Source organism: Flagellimonas halotolerans (genome assembly GCF_035818535.1).
Taxonomy (GTDB): domain Bacteria; phylum Bacteroidota; class Bacteroidia; order Flavobacteriales; family Flavobacteriaceae; genus Flagellimonas; species Flagellimonas halotolerans.
Genome location: NZ_JAYKYV010000013.1, coordinates 18676 through 36232, shown reverse-complemented (window position 1 = coordinate 36232; position 17557 = coordinate 18676). Strand labels below are relative to the sequence as shown.

The window sequence follows — 17557 nt, the reverse complement described above, 5'->3', positions numbered from 1 at the left end:
TAATTATTTCTTCCGCATAAAAATGGTCATCGGAACGCCGGTAAAGTCAAAATTCTGCCTGATTTTGTTCTCCAAAAATCGTTTATAAGGATCCTTCACATACTGGGGCAAATTGCAGAAAAACGCAAATTGCGGGTATGGTGTGGGCAATTGGGTGCAAAACTTGATCTTAACGTATTTCCCTTTGGTAGATGGTGGCGGTGTTTTTTCAATGATGGGAAGCATTATATCGTTCAATTTGCGGGTCGGGATACGTTTTGAACGGTTTTTGTATACGTCCACAGCGGTTTCAATCGCTTTGTAAATCCGCTGTTTGTTCAGAACCGATACAAAAAGAATCGGCACGTCTTCAAAAGGGGAAATCACTTCTTTTATTTTGGCAGTATATTCTTTTACCGAATTGGTTTCTTTCTCCACCAAATCCCATTTGTTTACCAGAATCACGATGCCCTTGTTGTTGCGCTGCGCCAACCAAAATATGTTTTGCACTTGTCCATCAAATCCTCTGGTCGCATCCAACATCACAATACAAACATCGCAATACTCGATGGCACGAACGGAACGCATTACGGAGTAAAACTCCAAGTCTTCTTTCACTTTGGCCTTACGTCGTATTCCAGCCGTATCCACTAAATTGAATTCAAAACCAAATCGATTGTATTTGGTGTCGATACTATCGCGTGTAGTTCCCGCAATATCGGTTACAATGTAGCGGTCCTCTCCTATCAATGCATTAATAAAGGATGATTTTCCTGCATTGGGTCTACCTACCACAGCAAAACGAGGCAATTCGCTTTCCTCTTCTTTCTCTTCCGGAAGTACTTTAACAAGGGCATCCAATAACTCTCCTGTACCGCTACCATTGATGCTTGACAGGGGGTAGTATTCCCCCAGTCCCAAGGAATAGAATTCCACGGCATCGGCCATACGTTTGCTATTATCGACTTTATTTACCGCCAAAAAAATAGGCTTGTCTACTCTACGTAATAGCTTGGCAACATCTTCATCCATTCCTGTTACGCCAGATTCCACATCCACCATAAAAATGATGGCATCTGCCTCATCAATGGCCAATTCCACTTGTTTGTCGATTTCCTTTTCGAAAACATCGTCGCTGCCCACAACATAACCACCAGTGTCAATGACAGAAAACTCCTTGCCGTTCCAGTCACTTTTGCCGTAATGACGGTCGCGTGTAACACCGCTAACGGCATCCACTATCGCCTCACGGCGCTGAATAAGTCGGTTAAAAAAGGTGGACTTCCCAACATTGGGTCTTCCTACAATGGCTACGATAGCTCCCATTAGGTTTAATTTTTGGCAAAAATACCATTTATTATGAAGAAAAAATGATACCTTTTTTGATCATTTTCAAATGATTATGAGCGACTTGACCAATGAGATGGTTTTACGGCCCCGTTTCCGCGTCTCCCTAAAAACAAATTTAGAGCAATTAGAGGCTGTTTTTGATACCGATACGGCCAATTCTTTTGTGATCAAACGGCTCGATGAACACATTTTTATAACGTTTAGAAAAGCTGAAATTACCTTTTGGTCACCTCAACTTCACTTGGAACTTTCTTCTTTTGAGGAAGGTGTGAGCAATATTCGTGGCGTGTTTGGGCCCAATCCTACGCTTTGGACCTTTTTTATGTTCCTGCATTTTGGCGTTGGCACCCTTTTTATCATTTTGGGCATTTTTGCTTATTCCAATTATGCTTTGGGAAAGGATGTTTCCTTATGGTTGGTGGGCATGGGTTTATTGGTCGCAATCTGGTTTGCACTTTACGCCTTTGGCCGCTTAGGAAGAGCTAAGGGAAAAGGTCAGATGGAGCAACTGAAACAATTTATCAGGGACACCATTGCACCTTTTGAACAAATTAACAATGAATCCTAACCGTTGTACCCAAAACGCCTGAGCTGCTGGGAATTGCTACGCCAGTTCTTGTTCACTTTTACATATAGTTCGATATGGACCTGCTTGGCAAAGAATTTTTCAAGGTCTTTGCGGGCTTCCACCCCCACTTTTTTAATGGCAGCGCCCTTGTGCCCTATAATGATTCCTTTTTGGGTATCGCGTTCCACCATAATCACAGAACGAATCCGGATAATATCTTCATCTTCCAAAAACTCCTCGGTCTCTACCTCAACTGAATAAGGGATTTCTTTTTTATAGTGGAGTAGAATTTTTTCACGAATCGTCTCGTTCACAAAAAAGCGTTCGGGTTTGTCCGTAATTTGGTCCTTTGGATAATACGGAGGTGCCTCGGGCAGTAGTTCCAAAATCCGGTTGAACACTTCGGTTACATTAAAGTTTTCCAAAGCGGATATGGGGTGAATTTCTGCATTGGGCAATTGCTCTTGCCAATATTGCATTTGTTCTTCCAGTATCTGCTGGTCGGATGTATCAATTTTGTTCAGGAGCAACAATACGGGAATCTTGCTGTTCTGTATTTTTTTGAAGAAAGATTCGTCCTTGAGGGCTTTTTCCCCAATTTCCACCATGTACAGCAGCACATCGGCATCCTCAAAAGCAGATTTCACAAAATCCATCATGGAGCTTTGCAGTTCGTATGCGGGTTTTATGATTCCCGGGGTATCGGAGAGAATCATTTGGAAATCATCACCGTTCACGATGCCCAAAATACGGTGACGGGTAGTCTGTGCTTTGGAAGTGATTATGGAAAGTTTCTCACCCACAAAGGCATTCATCAACGTAGATTTACCCACATTGGGATTACCGATAATATTTACAAATCCTGCTTTATGAGCCACCTTTCTTTCTTTTTTCAAAATATTGTTTGGATGCTGCGTTCACCTTTGGTGAAAGGTACAACACAGCAATCATATTGGGTATAACCATGAGTGCATAAGAGAGGTCAATCAGGTTTTTTACCAATTTTAATGATGCTATTGCGGCAAAAACAATCATAATGATAAAAAACACATTGTACCATTTTCCAATTTTGGCATTGGTCAAAAATGACAAACTCTTTACACCGTAATACGAATATGTAAACAGTGTTGACAATGCAAATGCTGCCACAATCACCATCAACAGTACATCTCCGATGCCGTAAAGGGTTGTTTCAAAAGCGGACATTGTCATCACTATTCCACTACCTTCTTCGAGATAGGCCCCGCTCAAAATAATAACAACCGCGGTAAAGGTACATACTAAAATTGTATCGATAAACGGTCCCAACATGGCTACGAGACCTTCTTTTGCGGGTTCATCGTTACGGGATTGTCCGTGGTACATGGGTGCACTACCCAAACCAGCTTCGTTGGAAAACATAGCTCTACGAACGCCAACGATGACCAAGCCCCAGAATCCGCCTGTGACCATGGTATCGAAGTTCCATGCTTCGATCAATATCATTTTTAGTGCTGGCCAAACTTCCCCTGCGTGACTTGCCATTACAAAAATGACGGCCAACAAATAAATGCCTACCATGAATGGAACTATCGCCGATGCTACTTTAGCAATTTTCGTTAGCCCTCCAAAAATTACTATAGATGTAATGATGGCCAGAAAAAAGCCTATGCCCAATTTCCAATTATATTCGCTGGTCGCCCAAATGGTCTCCTGGGGTTCCACTACGCCCATAAATGCTTCGGTAAACTGATTGGCTGTGAACACGCCCAAAAACCCGAACAATCCGCAGATACTAAAAAAGATGGCCATCGGTTTTGCCCATTTTCCCATTCCTTGTGTAATGTAGAACATGGGCCCGCCCTGCATTTTCCCATCAGAATCGGTGCCGCGGTACATAATGGCCAAACTCCCGGAATAAAATTTGATTCCCATACCCAAAAGGGCGGTCATCCAAATCCAGAATACTACGCCCGGTCCGCCATCGTGTATGGCAATGGCCACACCGGATATATTTCCCAGCCCAACAGTGGCCGCAACAGCTGCGGATAGTGCCTGAAACGAACTAACATCACCTTTTGCATTTTTATCGTCATACTTGCCCGATACCACAGCTATAGCGTGACCAAAATGGCGAAAAGGAGCAAATTTGGAATAAAACGCCAAAAATAGCCCTCCTCCAATAAGAAGAATGAACATAGGCCACTCGGTGTAGGGCAAAAGTGAGGATATAAAATCGTTGATCTTGTCCATAAGGTAAAAAGGCCGAATTTATGGATTTTGGGCGGGATTGACGTTAAGGAAAAAGGAATATTAGGTTTATGTTTGGAAATGATGTAAAAACCGTTGTATATTTGCCGTCCACATCGCGGGGTAGAGCAGTAGGTAGCTCGTCGGGCTCATAACCCGAAGGTCGCTGGTTCGAGTCCAGTCCCCGCTACTAGAGCAGGCAAGGCCTCCGAGAAATCGGGGGCCTTCCTTTTTTGCCATGGGTACAGAATAGGTACAGAATCCAAACTTTTTTATTTTGGCACAAAAAATTTAACGTTTTTTGGTACAATATGATTAATACTGTTTACAACTAAAGATTATTATTCTACTTTAAACAGTTCGGTTTTAGGGAGAGCTTACAAGAACAGTAGCGGATTTCAATGCGATTACCTGTACACCACCACAAAAGTTAGTTAAATGTACGGCCCTTGATTTCACCACTTCATCCGCTATTGCTCTTATGAAATATTGGCATTAGTGTTTTATTATTTCCGTTTTTATTCGTCTAATTCGTTTGTTCATTTCGGTGTACTTTTCGCAAATTGTCTTAAAGGTTTTGTCATCAATTTTCTTGATCGAGCTACCAATTACTTCAATAGAAGTTGAGATTTGCCAATATTCGATATAGCACGTTTTCAATTCGTTTAAATACTCAGTTGCTTGTTTTGGACAGTTTTCCATCATAAATGCATGGAATTCGTTGAATTCTTTTCCTAGCAAGTCCATTTGAATATTTATGTAGTCCTTATCCTTTACTAGGATTTTCTTGTTGTTATATACATCTTGTATGTAATCATGAATATTCTCTGTCATTTTACTAAAACCGCTTAGTTCTTCGAATAAATGAGCATTCTTGGTACGCTTATCATCAATCAACTTTTTCACTAGCAATGGTATAAAAACCCCTATGCCAAAAGTCAATATAACACTAAATACATCAGTGATTTTTATATTGTAGTCCATTGAAAACTTAGGTATATCTCGAATTACTAATCCAATTGATATACCAACTAAAAGTGTGACTGCTGGAAGCAAAAAGTACCTTAAAAACACCTTCATTTCTTTTCAGGATTATTTATAATGTACTTTGCTTTTTCAATTTTCATTGGATTAGAGTCACATTTAAATTCTAAATGGCTTAAGACTATTTTTGCCCCCTTCTCTTTAGAAAGCAAGCCGAAAGAGCCAGAAACAAATGAAGAAGGCCATCCCCAAAATCCATCAATATCGATTAGAAGAGCATACTTCCCTTCAACAGCTTTATTAAACCTTGGTAATAAGAATTTATCGTAAAATTCTTTACCTGAATAATCTCCATCATCATAATCTCGAGCACCTGCGGTATCTCCAAATTCTTTAGCAATGATTAATGTGTCTTTAATTTCCATATCAATCCTTTTTTAGCTCCCAGTAGAACAAAGTCCCGCTGAAGTTATTCTTTAATTTTTTTATTTCAAGAGTTTTCATGTCTACATATACATCATTAGTTATCATTACAAACCTATTAAATGCTTTATGCTTACTCGAGTCATATACTTGAGGTATCCCATTTCCCCTTTCTGGTCGCCCTGTTCTAGATTTTATTTCACCATTAAATAAAGGCTCTATGAGACTTGCATTATGAGTTAACCCTACTAAATCTCCAATTTTTCTTTTAAAACTTCGAGCTGGCAAACTCTCAAAAATTCCAACTCCTAAATCAAGAAAAGTATATTTAGAAACATTCGTTTCAGGTTCATTGAAAATATGTAACCACCAATCATACTCACCACGCGTTTCACCTGCATGATTGTTTGTATTCTGCATTACTTCTATTAATATGTCAAATAAAGGATCAAAAATTTCTTCACTTTGAAAAGTGTGACGTAAGCCAACTAAACATGCTTCTTTTGCCAATTGTGGCTCAACTTTATTTTTTGTCACTTTGTGAATTAGAGTGTCCTTGCTATGTGGTTTGTGTCCTTTAGTTTGAACATGTTGATAAAATCCTGATTGAAGAAAAAGTTGTTGTAAATCTGGGTTGTCAGGAGCATTGCCTAATATTCCGTTGTTCTTATGAAAGTTTGCATCTTTTATTCTTGCAATCTGTAAGGCGATTGCATCAGGTGTTAGAGTTTGTATTTTAGAAATGTCAAAACGAATTGGAAAACCTTCTTTGAGGTATTCTCTGGCAGTTTTGAAGTATGTGAGAACAGCTTCTGTGTTGTTAATTAAGCTAAATTCTTTTGGGGCTTCAATATTTTGTACAGGTTTTCTTTCTTTTCGCTCTATAGCATGACTGGAGCCAATATTTGGGATATAGACCTTGTTTTTCCTTTTGATTCTGTTTCTTAATCTTTTTGCAGAACGAGAGGAATTCCTTTTTTTAAATTTTGATATTGTATAAAGTTTCTTCATTCTACATTAATATCCACGGTCTATTGTATGAGTAGTAGTGGATTTCTACACACAAACTTTTCATTTTTGCACTGCCCTTCGTTTTGTATTTAACTTTAGCCTTATCACTGAAGCTGTTATCGCTTATACACCGTGTCGCCAACATTATTATTTTTTATTCCTTCCAAAGCTAATTGGGCATTGATATATAATTGAGTTTGGTTAGCATATCGCCTCCCTTGGTCAATATTCTTTTCCGATTTTCTAAGTAATCTAAGCTTATTGAATGAGTTTTCCCTTAATTTATCTATTGCTTTATAAATGGATTCGTGAGTTTGATTGATTTCTTCTTTCTTGAAAGCATTAAACAAGATTCTATTCTTGTATTTTTCCTCTTTTAGTTTAAGTTCTAAAACACTTTCAGAATTTAATAAAATCTTTAGTTCATCAGTTCCTAATATCAAATAACCGAATTGGTGGGCATTCTCTCCTTTAGGTAAAAATTTGTCTTCTATGATAAGTAAATAACCACTTTCCTTGAGTACTCGTTTAATAGTTTTAAAAGAATCATTCCAATCATTAGGATTTATTTCGTGAAGGACATTGCACATTAATACACAATCAAAATGATTGTCTGGAATTTCATTTGAGCTAGAAAATGTATCCTTGATATTTGGGACATTGTTGAGGATTGAATAGTGTCCTTTGTCAGGTTCATAAGCTGAATAAATGGTCTTTTTTGAAATAGTTTCATCTTCGTTTAGAGTATATCCAATTCTTCCTTTTCCAGCTCCATAATCCAATAGTCTACTATTTGTTCTTTTCGATAAAAACTTTTTGAATAGTTTGAATTGTGGGTCATCTGGATTATTGTCAAATATTACATCAGGTTCTTTAAAACATTGAAGCATAAAGTTTCCATATGCCCAATCAGAAATTGAATTTATGAATGTAACTAGTTTCGAAATGTGGGTATCCAGACCCATTAACGCATTAAACGACTTTCCCGGTGTTGTTCTAGATGGAGGTATTATCCTGTTGTTTTCAACCATTAATATCTCATCATATTCTAGATGAGAAAGAATGTGAATAGAGTGGGTGGCTATCCATAATTGTCCTGATTTTGAAACAATAGTCTTTAACGCATTTATCAAATCAATTTGAGCTTCTGGGTGAAGATGCTTTTCTGGTTCATCTATTATTAGGATACTCTCTTTCAAATTAGCTTTTGAATTCACGTCCAAATAGAAAAATAATATGGCATATGCGAAAAGAGTTTTCTGTCCTGGCGAAAATAGATTAAGGTCAAAAGGTTGGTCATTATAATGCAATGTGCTATTGACAGTGTTTCCCTGAACAGTCTGTTTATAAGAGAAATCTTTTCCTAAAAACTTGCTTACATAGTCTTGAAAAATACTGAATAATTGATACGACTTTTTTTTCTTTATTTCTGGATTTACTAATTCAGGTGTTTCTCTATTTTTTAGGTATAAATTAAACTCATCAGTCGCTATTTCATTGGTAAGTTTAGTTAAGTATTGAATTGTTGACTGACTATTGAATGAGGAAAATTCATTTAATATTTGTGATTGATTTCTTTGGTTTTGCTGATTTGAAGTTAGATTGTTAAAATGTTGGTTATTTAAAATCTGTTCAAATGATAGGCTATTGTTATTGTTTGCAACTGCTTTGATAGTCTTCAAATCATCATTGTCAACCACTTTCACGTATGCTTGCCCTAATTGTCTAAATCTATTATTGATTACTCCAATGTGACTATCAGCTTGTTGTTTAGCTTGTCTTTTTTGCTGTTCGTTTAACGAATCGTTCTGGGACTGTTTAAATGATTCTATCGCAGAATCTAGATTACTTTGATTATTTCTAATTATTGATTCAGGTAAATGCTCAATATGTCCGTTATAAAGATTTTCAGGATTATTCGATTCAATATAGTATTTGACGAAATCTAAAATTCTTGATTTTCCTGCCCCATTTTTCCCAACTAGTGCTACCACTGAACCTAATGGTTTTCTAGTTAAATCAATCTCTTCTAAGTTTTTTGGCTTAGTTGATACTTCAGGTACTTTTAATTTCGATATTTTCATTAATTATTCCTGTGTCTATATTGTTGTCAACCTTTTTATATGCTTAACTTTATTGGGTATATATCTCCAGAATGGTTTGCTATGACCAATTTTTACATTTTTATTCAAAGCATAGCTTTTTATTGTTCGATAATTTTTCTTTTGAGGGGGGAGTTAAGGAACTAAATGTAAGAAATTTCAATAGATTAATAATTCTGAAATTCCGTAAAGGATTTAAATAATTTCATCCAATTAACAATCATGGTAAAAAACACACTTAGATTCCAGATTTGAATAACATTGTATTTTCATTAGCAGGGCTAAGTGGAAATGGTAAAGCAAGAGGATAGCACGCTGGCGCGATGCTATTGATTCATTTTCCTTCGGAAAAGCCCCTAATTAGGATGTTTTTTAAAAAAATTAAATAAAGGGATTTATGGCATTTTTGACTGAAAAAGGCCATCAGCCCAGTAAAATCAATGGATTTTTGACTAAAAAGTGGTTTTTTCAAATAAAGGTTAAAGTGCAATGAAGACATTTCTTAGCAGTATTAAGTTTGATGGGTGATGTTCGATTTTTGTTGAAAAAATGCGCTTACCCCAGTAAAATCAATGAATTTTTGGTGAAAAAATGATTGTTCGGGGTTTGAATTAGGGTTTGATTTGTCTCAAATCTTTTGCCCGTCAAAAATTTCAGGATTGATGTTATTTTTAGCGTAAAAATCAAAAATCAGTTGCTTATTTGGCCCAAAAATGCTTTGGGCACCTCTAATCATTCCTCTTCTTTGGCTTTCTTTTCTTCCCTGTAAAATAAGTTCAAATGGTCCATCAACGCTTCTTCACCGACTGGCATCAATCGGTTTGCAATGGTCATCGCCTGATGGATGAATTCCTCTTAGTTCCTATCCATTACATCATCCGAACCAAGATCGGGATTTATAGCCCTCATGGAAAGGTATATCAATGCACGAACGGTCAATAACAGATCGGCATGACCATCAAGATAAAAGAAAGTGGGTTAGAGTTTTTCCTTGAAATATGGATGGGGAACCAAGGTAGGAGTATGGTCATTTAAGTGGAATCTCAAATCCTTGATTAGCTTCTCTTCGTTCGGCTTCATTGGTTCATTTTTTGGTTATCCAATTCTGAAAGTTTTTCGTCCAATTTGTCCATGAAGTACAATTGGGTATCGGGCAGGATGCTCAATACCAGTTCCAATACTTGGATCACACTGTCCTCTTTTGACGCATTTTGGTTGGCTGGAAACAACATCATCCCATCCCCATCAAGCGCAAACACACAAACCTCCAAAAGACTAATGATCTGTGTCAAAAGGTGGTTGTTGTCCTTGACCTCGAAAGTCACATAATTTCCATTGGGGTCGATGGACTTTTTGTTTCCCAATAGTCCAGAAAGATTGTTCCTGAGCTGTTGTATCTCTTCCAAGGTCTTTAATCTTTGCCTCTTTGATTTCATATCTGTGGATTTATTTAGTTGTGGTTGTCTTTTGTTCCGAAAGCAGTTTTCTGACTTTGTCCAAGAAAGCCATTTCATCATGGGGTATCAGATCAAGTATATATCCGAGAACCCCGCTAATATTGCTGTGAGGTTGGGGAACGGAACGTTTCGAGAAATTTTCGTTTTCCAAAGTAGTGATACAGACCTTAATAAGGTCGGAGATTATAAATGAAGTTTCTCCATATCCCTCGGTTATTAGGTCGATGCTGTACAGCCCCTTTTCAGGAATATAGGGCTTAAGGGCAAAGAAGTGTTCCTTTTCCAGTTCCTTCAATTGGTCTACTAATGATGCCTCATTATTGTTCCCTACTTCCTCGGCTACTTTCGGGAATGCTTTCTCAAAATCCTTTTCGATTCCTTCGATATGCTCTTTGCACTGGTCAAGGTGCCTATTGAAAATGTATTCAACCTCTTGGATGAATTCCTTCATCTGTGATTGGATGGTCTTGGTCTCTACCTTTGTGATCTCAAACTCATTGCCATAACGGGCTACACTGTAGGCATGTTCCAAAAGGAGCAACAGTTCATTGTTCTTGATATCGGAAGATTCCAAAAAAGGTTGCAGGGTGGGAAAGAACTGTTTGCAATAGTTGATATGGCTGATGATACTGTGTGTAACCATACTTCTCCCTATGCACATCTGTTCGATGAACCGGAACGAAAGTTCAAAGGCCTGGTGCATGTTGAAAGTGGCAATGGCGTAGTCCCTTTCCTTAATCAAAATGTTCGCAGTATTGGCAAAGGCATTTACTTTTGCCAATTCCGATTTATGATACCGAGTGGCCCTCTTCATTAAGGTCTCGTATGCCATTGTTGAATAGTCCATGATGTTCTCCCCCTCCGGATGGGCGAAGACGGTCTTCCCAAGACAGCAATGTTCCAAGAAATAGAGTGATCCTCTTTCAAGACCTGTTTCGGATTGGTTTTCAGTGTAGACCCTAATCCTGAAGTCAGGATACTTCTTGCCTTTCTTTGCAACCAGTGATCGGATCTCATTGGGAAGAGGGTCATTGTTGACATCCACAAAAAGGGTCAGAAAATAATATTCAGAATTGCCTTCATTTTGTTTACGGGATAGAAAGGCCCTGTCAATGGTTATGATGTTCAGGATGCTGTCTAGCAATTCAGAAAGCTCTTCCGATTTTTCAAAGTGTTTTGGTATGTTTGTGCCATGTGTCATTGGATTGTGGTTTAAAGGGTTAGAGAATCACCAATCATATTAAGGCCACATTTCCAAGTATCCCACCACGGGCACTTGTATTTTATTGATGCTGTTTTGTATTTTACAATCGGATTATTGTGGGAAACACCCTATATTTGAGTTATGGAGACAAAAACCAAGAACAACCATATAGGTAGAAAGATCAGTAGGATAAGGGAACTCCGGGGAATGAAACAGGAAACCCTTGCCGAAGAATTGGGCATCAGCCAACAGGCCGTTTCCAACATTGAGAACAGTGAAAAAGTGGAAGATGTGAAGTTGGAAGAGATTGCCAAGGCTTTGGGAGTTACCAAAGAGGGAATTGAGAATTTCTCGGAAGAAGCTGTTTTCAATATTATTGGCAACACCGTAACCAATAATGATAATGCAGCCTTTTTTAATTATATGCCTACTTTCAATCCTTTAGATAAGCTAATGGAAGCTCACGAAGAAAACAAGAAACTCTACGAGCGCTTACTACAGGCTGAAAAAGACAAAGTGAGTTACTTGGAAAAGCTATTGAACAAGAAATAGCACGCTGATTTTATCATATTCTTTAATTGGTTTTACAGAAAAGCAGTCGGAACACAATTAAGCGACAAAACCGCCATAACTTCGCATACCACAGATTAGTCTGGTTTATACTCATACTATTAAAAAAAACTTGATGGTTTAAATCCTTTTAGTAGCATTTAAAAGTGCACATGCTTTGTCATTCATTAGAGCTAACACCGTTAATATTTCCCTAGGGTACTAATCTCAACGAAAAACAATTATTGACAAGGGTTATTGAATGTGTCTTGATCGATTTTAGGAGACTTTGGATATTTGACCAATAATTCCTTTTCCAGCTCAACCTTTATCCTTTCAAAAGGAAGACCATAGATTCGCTCAAATTCACCAAATCCACCTTTCCAAAGCTTTGAAAAACGTTCTATTCCATAATTTTTTAAAAGATATTCAACCAAATATCCCGATTGGTGATATGAAAGCATTTCGGGCTGACCATAGAAATCAGTTGTTAATGATTCCATAGAAAGGAGTTGGTCTGTCTCAAGCAGATATCTGTAGATTTCGGAAACATTCCATCCGCTGCAATCGTTCTCTGCGAAGGTTCCCAAACCTTCGTTCATCCAGTTGGATGATGTCTCTGGATAATCCCATTCCAACATACTTATCAAATGCATCAGTTCATGCTTTATTGGTGACTTGACCGTCTCATTGGATACGACATATAAGGTCTTGATATGTGGGTATGCATTACCAAGGGAACTTGTGCCAGTTAATGGGAACATCTCTTCCCGAGAACGTAAGAATCGTATAAAAATGAAATCATTATACTCTTTTAGACCAATCAAATCACTGTCGGTTTCAAGGGCATTGAAGCTTTCTTCAATCAAATCTTCCTTATTGTCATAGGCGAATCCACTATCAGGAAATGTAAAATGGATATTTCGGATGGTTTTTTCTACTTGACCGACTTTTATCCAACCATCAATTTCACTCCTATTCTTTTTATCGCTTGAAGTATTGCACGCAATAATTGACAATAAGGCTATAGCTAAATAAAGATTATTACAACTTAGCTTCATATGTGATACCATCTATTTAATGAATTGGAGCTCGACTATTATGCTGGTAGACAAAACCTTTATTCGAAATTGGGTCAAGTCAGGTCTTTATTTTTGCAACTTTTATTTATTCAACTTTCTCTATTTTTCGGTCTTTTAATACCATAATCATAAGAGTTATCTACAATCCGTTTTATGGTAGCTATCTGGCCACAATGCCACATCGTATGCTTAATATTCCAATCAATCGCCTCAAACTTGATTTTTGCCACTGGATGTGGAACTTTGGTTGGTTCAACGGTTTTCTGCAAATCGTTTTCTGATAATGAACCTATGACCGTCAAAGATTGTTCCTGCATTATTTTCAAATGCTCCATTAACTGCTTGGGTTCCGCCCTTCCGACCATATCCTTTGCAAAAGTATTGTAGTTACAGATTTCTGTATAAAGGCGTAAATTCAGATTTTCAATTAACTCCGGAATATGACCAACTGTAGTCATTATCGTATGGTAGTAAATACTGATTATTTGATGCCCAACCTGCCAGCTTATATTTGATTCAATTCCTTCAGCAATTGTGTCCCATTTCTCCGTTGGTATTGAAACAACTAGTTTGTTTGTCCACTCAAATGCACTTTCAGTTTGTTTTGATAGGGTTTGAAGTTCTCCCATTTTATTTGTTTTTATTGACATTCGCTAGAGTTTATATATTCCAATGTATAAACTATTATCCTTTGAACAGATATAGTTTAATTAGAATTTGGAATTGTTTTATTCGCCAAAACATGCTTAATGTAATTTGAAATTTTGTTCATTCCCTCACCTTCGGCTGTATCGACATTTGAAAGTATCACTGCTGTGATTTTATCTTTCTCAAAATACATCAACTCACACTGAACTCCATACCAACCACCAGTATGGCCAATAATGGTTTGTTCCCATCGTTCATCTACTGAAATCCCAAAGCCATAATCTGTATAATATCCTTTTACCAGTGGTGACATCATTTTTTTAGTCAAAGGTTTAGAGATCAATCGATAATTCTTCAAAGCTTCAAAAAACATATAAATGTCATTGACGGTGGAATAATAAAATCCGGCTGGATTTGCATATCCAAGATAGGGATCGTTCTTGCTCAAATGGGCGGATTCTCCAAAATAGCTGGTATATCCACTTGCCTTGTTTTTGACAATGGAATCTATCGGTATGGCAATTGTAGTTTTCAACCCAGCCTTTTTAAACAAATTATGGTTCATGTATTTATGATAGCTCTCACCACTCAGTTTTTCAATCAAGAGACCAAGAACAACATATCCCGCAGCACTATATGAATATTTAGATCCAGGGGTAAACAAAAGTGGCTTGGATGCAAATAATGGCAAATAGTCCTTGGGAGCCTTTAGGTTTAATTTCCCCATATCTTTAAAATCATCAACTAAAAAATTGTTCAACCCTGCGGTGTGGGTCAACAGTTGATATGAGGTTACGGAATCTCGTACAGTCGGATTTGGGTAATCCGACAAATACTTGCCCAATGGAGCATCCAAATCCAATAGGCCATTATCAACCAATTGAAGAGCTGCCACAGCGGTCATTGTCTTTGTTATTGATGCTACATTGAAAAGTGTATTGACAGTGTTTTTTACTTCATATTCTATACTTGAATACCCATAAGCCTTTTCAAATAGAAGGCTATCGCTTTTCGCAAGTAAGACCACGCCAGAAAATTCGGGATAGGACAACTCTTCAAGATAATCAAGAATATCAGCAAGTTTTTCATCTTCAACCTGCGCAAAAGAAATGTTGGTTGAAAGAAAAAGAAATATAATGGTCACGATAAAACGCCTCGAATTACCATTTTGTAGATTTATGCCATAGTCAAACATATTTCCAATATATGCAGTATTAAACAATTCAATTAAAACAAGAGTTAACAAATCGGCAGTTTTAATTTTAGGCCATCTGTATGAACATTTTTATCAACTGTGGTGACCCAATAAAATATATCCTTATTTCTAATTAGCCTATTTCTTGATCTGCTCCAATCGGCTGATGGCATTCTGGTTTTGTGGATTCAACTCCAAAGATCTTTCAAAGCTTTCAATTGCCATTTCGTCATTTCCCATAAATAGATGGCCCTCTGCCAAACTATCATAAAGATTGGCAGAATTGGGATAGAGTTTTGTCCCCAATAGAAAAACCTGTATGCCTTGATCGGATGTTTTTGGATTGAAAACAAGTTGTAGGCCGAGCGTATTCAAATGACCTTCCGGGATTTTGAACGAAGGATAGTTTTTTAGGATGGAATCATGGAGTTGAACCAAGTTTTTGTAATTCCTTTTTGAGGCCAGATCATTAAAATTCTGAAAGGTGTACCCCTCTTTTTCTGGCTGCTTGATTTGTAGCATTATTAAGTCATCTCCAGCTCCATTGTCCTGCGGATAATTATCGATGAACTTTTTGGCATTATCATCCTTTCTTAAAGTAGCTTCCAAGAATTGCAGGGCATACCTAGCGACCCATTTGTAAGATTCCATTATCTCTGGATCGCTTTTATCCTGCCTCTTATCCCGATTGGCAAAAAGAACGCCCAACGTGCTAAAATGGCTATGGGTCAGGTTTTGGAACTTTAACCGATATGCTATGCTCTTTGTTATACTATCGTACAATTTGAATTCGGTGTTCAGCGCAGCGTCAATATTGTCTTCTTTCAGGACAATTTCAGGAATGTCTTTTTGTGCCATGTGAATATAGGGGACATCCATTTTAAAGGGATCGAAAAAGGGTGATTGGGTAAGTAGGCCATACTGGTATCTTTCAGTGCCGTCCAAACTGACAACGGCCTTTACTTTGTCATTACGTGTCTGCACCAGGATATTGGACAGGCCGCCAAAGCTAAAACCCATAATTGCAATATCATCATCCGCAAATGGATACTTACCTATCTCCTTCATCAAATACTCAACGTCTCTGGCTTGGGTCTCCATTTCTTTCGCATTGTTATTGCTGAACCAACGGGTTTCCGTTCCCCTGCTCGGACCGGATACCACCACAAAACCATGGCTGGCCAAGTATTCACAGAGTGCAAAGTTTTCAATGGAGGAAGCTTGGAAACTGGGTGCATAGATGATTACGGGAAATTTGCCCTTTGCAAATCCTGCACCAACGTATGCTGTCGTGGTTTCCAAAAGGTGTTTTTGGTTGGCGGGGGTGTTGGCATAATAAAACCAATTCAGTATTTGCTCATTGGGTAGGTGTTCCCACTCCTCTTCTTCTTTTAAAATTTCAAGGTAATCTAAAACTGTCAGCGGCTCTCTGTTAACCATGTCTTGCTTAGAAGGATACCATATGCTTACGGGAATTGGTCTTGGGAACTTTTTGTTGGTGTAGTCAAAGACTCTACTATAAGTTCGTGTGCTGTCATTGGCTGTATAGTGTCGAAATCCAACCTTGTATGCTCCATTTTCAAGGTCAATTTCCTCGAGCGAGGTTTGTGCGGCAATTAGGTTACCTAAGAAAAATATTAAAACCTGCAGAATTGTCAATCTCATGATGTTCAGTTTGTGCTCACCATCAATGATTCGCTTATTTTTACGTTTTTTTACATTAGTCTGACTTTAACTGGACCTAAAACAGGTTGTCATTTATTTGAACTATCAGGGCAATGGTTGTTTTAATAAGTGTTAATCGTTCTTCTTTAATTCTTTCCATTCCGATTTAAAAATTCGGAAAATATTCACTTTGTTGTTTTTGTAAACGGTAACCTTATCGATATTCATTCCAATCTTTGTTGCAACATTTTCTGATGGTCTATTTGTCAAACTGATTATCGAAATGACAGAGTCGGATAAATTATTTTCAAAGGCGAAATCCCGACATTTTTTTGCTGACTCTGTTGCTAATCCTTTGAACCAAAAATCAGGCAATAAGGAATAACCGATTTCCAGCTCTGGTTTGTCATCAACATGTTGAATCAAAAGCCCACAATGCCCGATTAGTCTTCCTGATTTTTTATCAATCAAGGCATTCATTCCACCTAAACCTCTCTTGTACCGATAAAACTGTTTGTCATACCATTTTTTACATTCTATTTCTGGGCTCTCATATTCGGAAAACCAATGTTGAGAAGTTAATGAATCCTTATGAAATTCCAACCAATGACTAAAATCAGACAACATAATCTTCCTGAATTTTATTCGTTCTGTTTCTTGACCTTCCAGTAGATAATTCATATTAAACACAATGTGTTTATGGATTATATATTCTTAGTATCCTTATCCATTTTCCATCAAACAAGTAGACTACCCTAATTTTAACTTTACAATCAAAATTAATCCTCATCTATAAAATAGACTATTTATAATTTTGATTTAGCTTTTTGTAGAGCATCACGGAATTCCTTTAATTTCGGCTGAACATCCTTTCTTTCAAATTTTACTAGGGAATTAAAAACCTCTACAGCTTTATTGAGAACTCTTATTTCATCTACAACAGATTTTTCCTTTCGATAGATAATTGCTAATCTCCTGTATGGAAAGCTTCCTTCAAAATCTTCAGAAATATTGGCTTCGTAAAGAGCTTTAGCCTCTCTTATTTTTCCTTCCTTTTCCAGCCGTTTCCCCATTAAATTTCTATCAACCTGTTTTTCGAAACTACTCATCT

The 17557-nt window shown here is 37.5% G+C and carries 17 protein-coding genes and 1 tRNA gene; 3 read left to right on the top strand and 15 right to left on the bottom strand.

Translation table 11 applies throughout. From position 1 onward, the window contains the following. Window positions 1-3: 3 nt before the first annotated feature. The gene (der, locus tag VM932_RS13475) at window positions 4-1305 is read right to left on the bottom strand and encodes a ribosome biogenesis GTPase Der (RefSeq protein ID WP_326279289.1); all 1302 of its coding nucleotides are present in this window, start codon (window positions 1303-1305) and stop codon (window positions 4-6) included. A gap of 76 nt (window positions 1306-1381) precedes the next feature. Here der and VM932_RS13470 point away from each other — a divergent pair, with 76 nt between their 5' ends. After that, window positions 1382-1897 carry a GTP-binding protein gene (locus VM932_RS13470; RefSeq protein ID WP_326279288.1) on the top strand — a complete coding sequence of 172 codons (516 nt, stop codon included), beginning with the start codon at window positions 1382-1384 and terminating at the stop codon, window positions 1895-1897. Here VM932_RS13470 and era read toward each other — a convergent pair. Continuing rightward, window positions 1894-2775 carry a GTPase Era gene (gene era, locus VM932_RS13465; protein WP_326279353.1) on the bottom strand — a complete coding sequence of 294 codons (882 nt, stop codon included), beginning with the start codon at window positions 2773-2775 and terminating at the stop codon, window positions 1894-1896. The two genes, VM932_RS13470 and era, sit on opposite strands and share 4 nt — an antisense overlap. Then, window positions 2765-4129 (bottom strand): alanine/glycine:cation symporter family protein, encoded by a 1365-nt coding sequence (locus tag VM932_RS13460; RefSeq protein WP_326279286.1) that lies wholly within the window; start codon window positions 4127-4129, stop codon window positions 2765-2767. The genes era and VM932_RS13460 overlap by 11 nt, the downstream gene beginning before the upstream one ends. 114 nt (window positions 4130-4243) lie before the next feature. On the opposite strand from VM932_RS13460, the gene VM932_RS13455 reads away from it, so the two are divergent. After that, window positions 4244-4316 (top strand) — tRNA-Met (locus tag VM932_RS13455). Window positions 4317-4621: 305 nt separating this feature from the next. On the opposite strand, the gene VM932_RS13450 is transcribed toward VM932_RS13455, so the two are convergent. From VM932_RS13450 to VM932_RS13425, 6 genes are all read right to left on the bottom strand, one after another. Then, on the bottom strand, window positions 4622-5206 hold the full coding sequence (locus VM932_RS13450) for a hypothetical protein (protein ID WP_326279285.1): 585 nt from the start codon (window positions 5204-5206) through the stop codon (window positions 4622-4624). Further along, the gene (locus VM932_RS13445; RefSeq protein WP_326279284.1) at window positions 5203-5535 is read right to left on the bottom strand and encodes a hypothetical protein; all 333 of its coding nucleotides are present in this window, start codon (window positions 5533-5535) and stop codon (window positions 5203-5205) included. The genes VM932_RS13450 and VM932_RS13445 overlap by 4 nt, the downstream gene beginning before the upstream one ends. Window position 5536: 1 nt before the next feature. Then, a complete protein-coding gene (locus VM932_RS13440) occupies window positions 5537-6544 on the bottom strand; it encodes a hypothetical protein (protein WP_326279282.1) in 1008 nt (335 codons plus the stop codon). A 116-nt stretch (window positions 6545-6660) separates the two neighbouring features. Beyond that, window positions 6661-8628, bottom strand: a complete 1968-nt coding sequence (locus tag VM932_RS13435; RefSeq protein ID WP_326279281.1) for an AAA family ATPase — start codon at window positions 8626-8628, stop codon at window positions 6661-6663. 1094 nt (window positions 8629-9722) lie between these two features. Next, window positions 9723-10082, bottom strand: coding sequence for a hypothetical protein (locus tag VM932_RS13430; protein WP_326279280.1), 360 nt, complete (start codon window positions 10080-10082; stop codon window positions 9723-9725). A gap of 10 nt (window positions 10083-10092) precedes the next feature. Beyond that, window positions 10093-11304: a HEPN domain-containing protein gene (locus tag VM932_RS13425; RefSeq protein ID WP_326279279.1), complete on the bottom strand. Its 1212-nt coding sequence runs from the start codon at window positions 11302-11304 to the stop codon at window positions 10093-10095. A gap of 144 nt (window positions 11305-11448) precedes the next feature. On the opposite strand from VM932_RS13425, the gene VM932_RS13420 reads away from it, so the two are divergent. Next, window positions 11449-11859, top strand: a complete 411-nt coding sequence (locus tag VM932_RS13420) for a helix-turn-helix domain-containing protein (protein WP_326279278.1) — start codon at window positions 11449-11451, stop codon at window positions 11857-11859. A 239-nt stretch (window positions 11860-12098) separates the two neighbouring features. Here the strand turns inward: VM932_RS13420 and VM932_RS13415 are convergent, their stop codons facing one another. The 6 genes from VM932_RS13415 to VM932_RS13390 form a co-directional block, all read right to left on the bottom strand. After that, entirely contained in the window at window positions 12099-12917 is an 819-nt protein-coding gene (locus VM932_RS13415) for a peptidase MA family metallohydrolase (protein WP_326279277.1), read from the bottom strand. Between the two features lie 110 nt (window positions 12918-13027). Continuing rightward, window positions 13028-13588, bottom strand: coding sequence for a DinB family protein (locus VM932_RS13410; protein WP_326279276.1), 561 nt, complete (start codon window positions 13586-13588; stop codon window positions 13028-13030). Window positions 13589-13644: 56 nt separating this feature from the next. Next, window positions 13645-14832 (bottom strand): serine hydrolase domain-containing protein, encoded by a 1188-nt coding sequence (locus VM932_RS13405; RefSeq protein ID WP_326279274.1) that lies wholly within the window; start codon window positions 14830-14832, stop codon window positions 13645-13647. 87 nt (window positions 14833-14919) lie between these two features. Then, the gene (locus VM932_RS13400) at window positions 14920-16446 is read right to left on the bottom strand and encodes a dienelactone hydrolase family protein (RefSeq protein WP_326279273.1); all 1527 of its coding nucleotides are present in this window, start codon (window positions 16444-16446) and stop codon (window positions 14920-14922) included. A gap of 132 nt (window positions 16447-16578) precedes the next feature. Further along, a complete protein-coding gene (locus VM932_RS13395; protein ID WP_326279272.1) occupies window positions 16579-17127 on the bottom strand; it encodes a GNAT family N-acetyltransferase in 549 nt (182 codons plus the stop codon). A 125-nt stretch (window positions 17128-17252) separates the two neighbouring features. Then, the gene (locus tag VM932_RS13390) at window positions 17253-17555 is read right to left on the bottom strand and encodes a hypothetical protein (RefSeq protein WP_326279270.1); all 303 of its coding nucleotides are present in this window, start codon (window positions 17553-17555) and stop codon (window positions 17253-17255) included. Window positions 17556-17557: the final 2 nt, after the last annotated feature.

Excerpts from the sequence above, each read along its gene's own strand:
- der (WP_326279289.1), bottom strand. The coding sequence starts at position 1,305 with ATGGGAGCTATCGTAGCCATTGTAGGAAGACCCAATGTTGGGAAGTCC.
- VM932_RS13470 (WP_326279288.1), top strand. The coding sequence starts at position 1,382 with ATGAGCGACTTGACCAATGAGATGGTTTTACGGCCCCGTTTCCGCGTC.
- VM932_RS13460 (WP_326279286.1), bottom strand. The coding sequence starts at position 4,129 with ATGGACAAGATCAACGATTTTATATCCTCACTTTTGCCCTACACCGAG.
- VM932_RS13450 (WP_326279285.1), bottom strand. The coding sequence starts at position 5,206 with ATGAAGGTGTTTTTAAGGTACTTTTTGCTTCCAGCAGTCACACTTTTA.
- VM932_RS13445 (WP_326279284.1), bottom strand. The coding sequence starts at position 5,535 with ATGGAAATTAAAGACACATTAATCATTGCTAAAGAATTTGGAGATACC.
- VM932_RS13440 (WP_326279282.1), bottom strand. The coding sequence starts at position 6,544 with ATGAAGAAACTTTATACAATATCAAAATTTAAAAAAAGGAATTCCTCT.
- VM932_RS13435 (WP_326279281.1), bottom strand. The coding sequence starts at position 8,628 with ATGAAAATATCGAAATTAAAAGTACCTGAAGTATCAACTAAGCCAAAA.
- VM932_RS13430 (WP_326279280.1), bottom strand. The coding sequence starts at position 10,082 with ATGAAATCAAAGAGGCAAAGATTAAAGACCTTGGAAGAGATACAACAG.
- VM932_RS13425 (WP_326279279.1), bottom strand. The coding sequence starts at position 11,304 with ATGACACATGGCACAAACATACCAAAACACTTTGAAAAATCGGAAGAG.
- VM932_RS13420 (WP_326279278.1), top strand. The coding sequence starts at position 11,449 with ATGGAGACAAAAACCAAGAACAACCATATAGGTAGAAAGATCAGTAGG.
- VM932_RS13415 (WP_326279277.1), bottom strand. The coding sequence starts at position 12,917 with ATGAAGCTAAGTTGTAATAATCTTTATTTAGCTATAGCCTTATTGTCA.
- VM932_RS13410 (WP_326279276.1), bottom strand. The coding sequence starts at position 13,588 with ATGTCAATAAAAACAAATAAAATGGGAGAACTTCAAACCCTATCAAAA.
- VM932_RS13400 (WP_326279273.1), bottom strand. The coding sequence starts at position 16,446 with ATGAGATTGACAATTCTGCAGGTTTTAATATTTTTCTTAGGTAACCTA.
- VM932_RS13395 (WP_326279272.1), bottom strand. The coding sequence starts at position 17,127 with ATGAATTATCTACTGGAAGGTCAAGAAACAGAACGAATAAAATTCAGG.
- VM932_RS13390 (WP_326279270.1), bottom strand. The coding sequence starts at position 17,555 with ATGAGTAGTTTCGAAAAACAGGTTGATAGAAATTTAATGGGGAAACGG.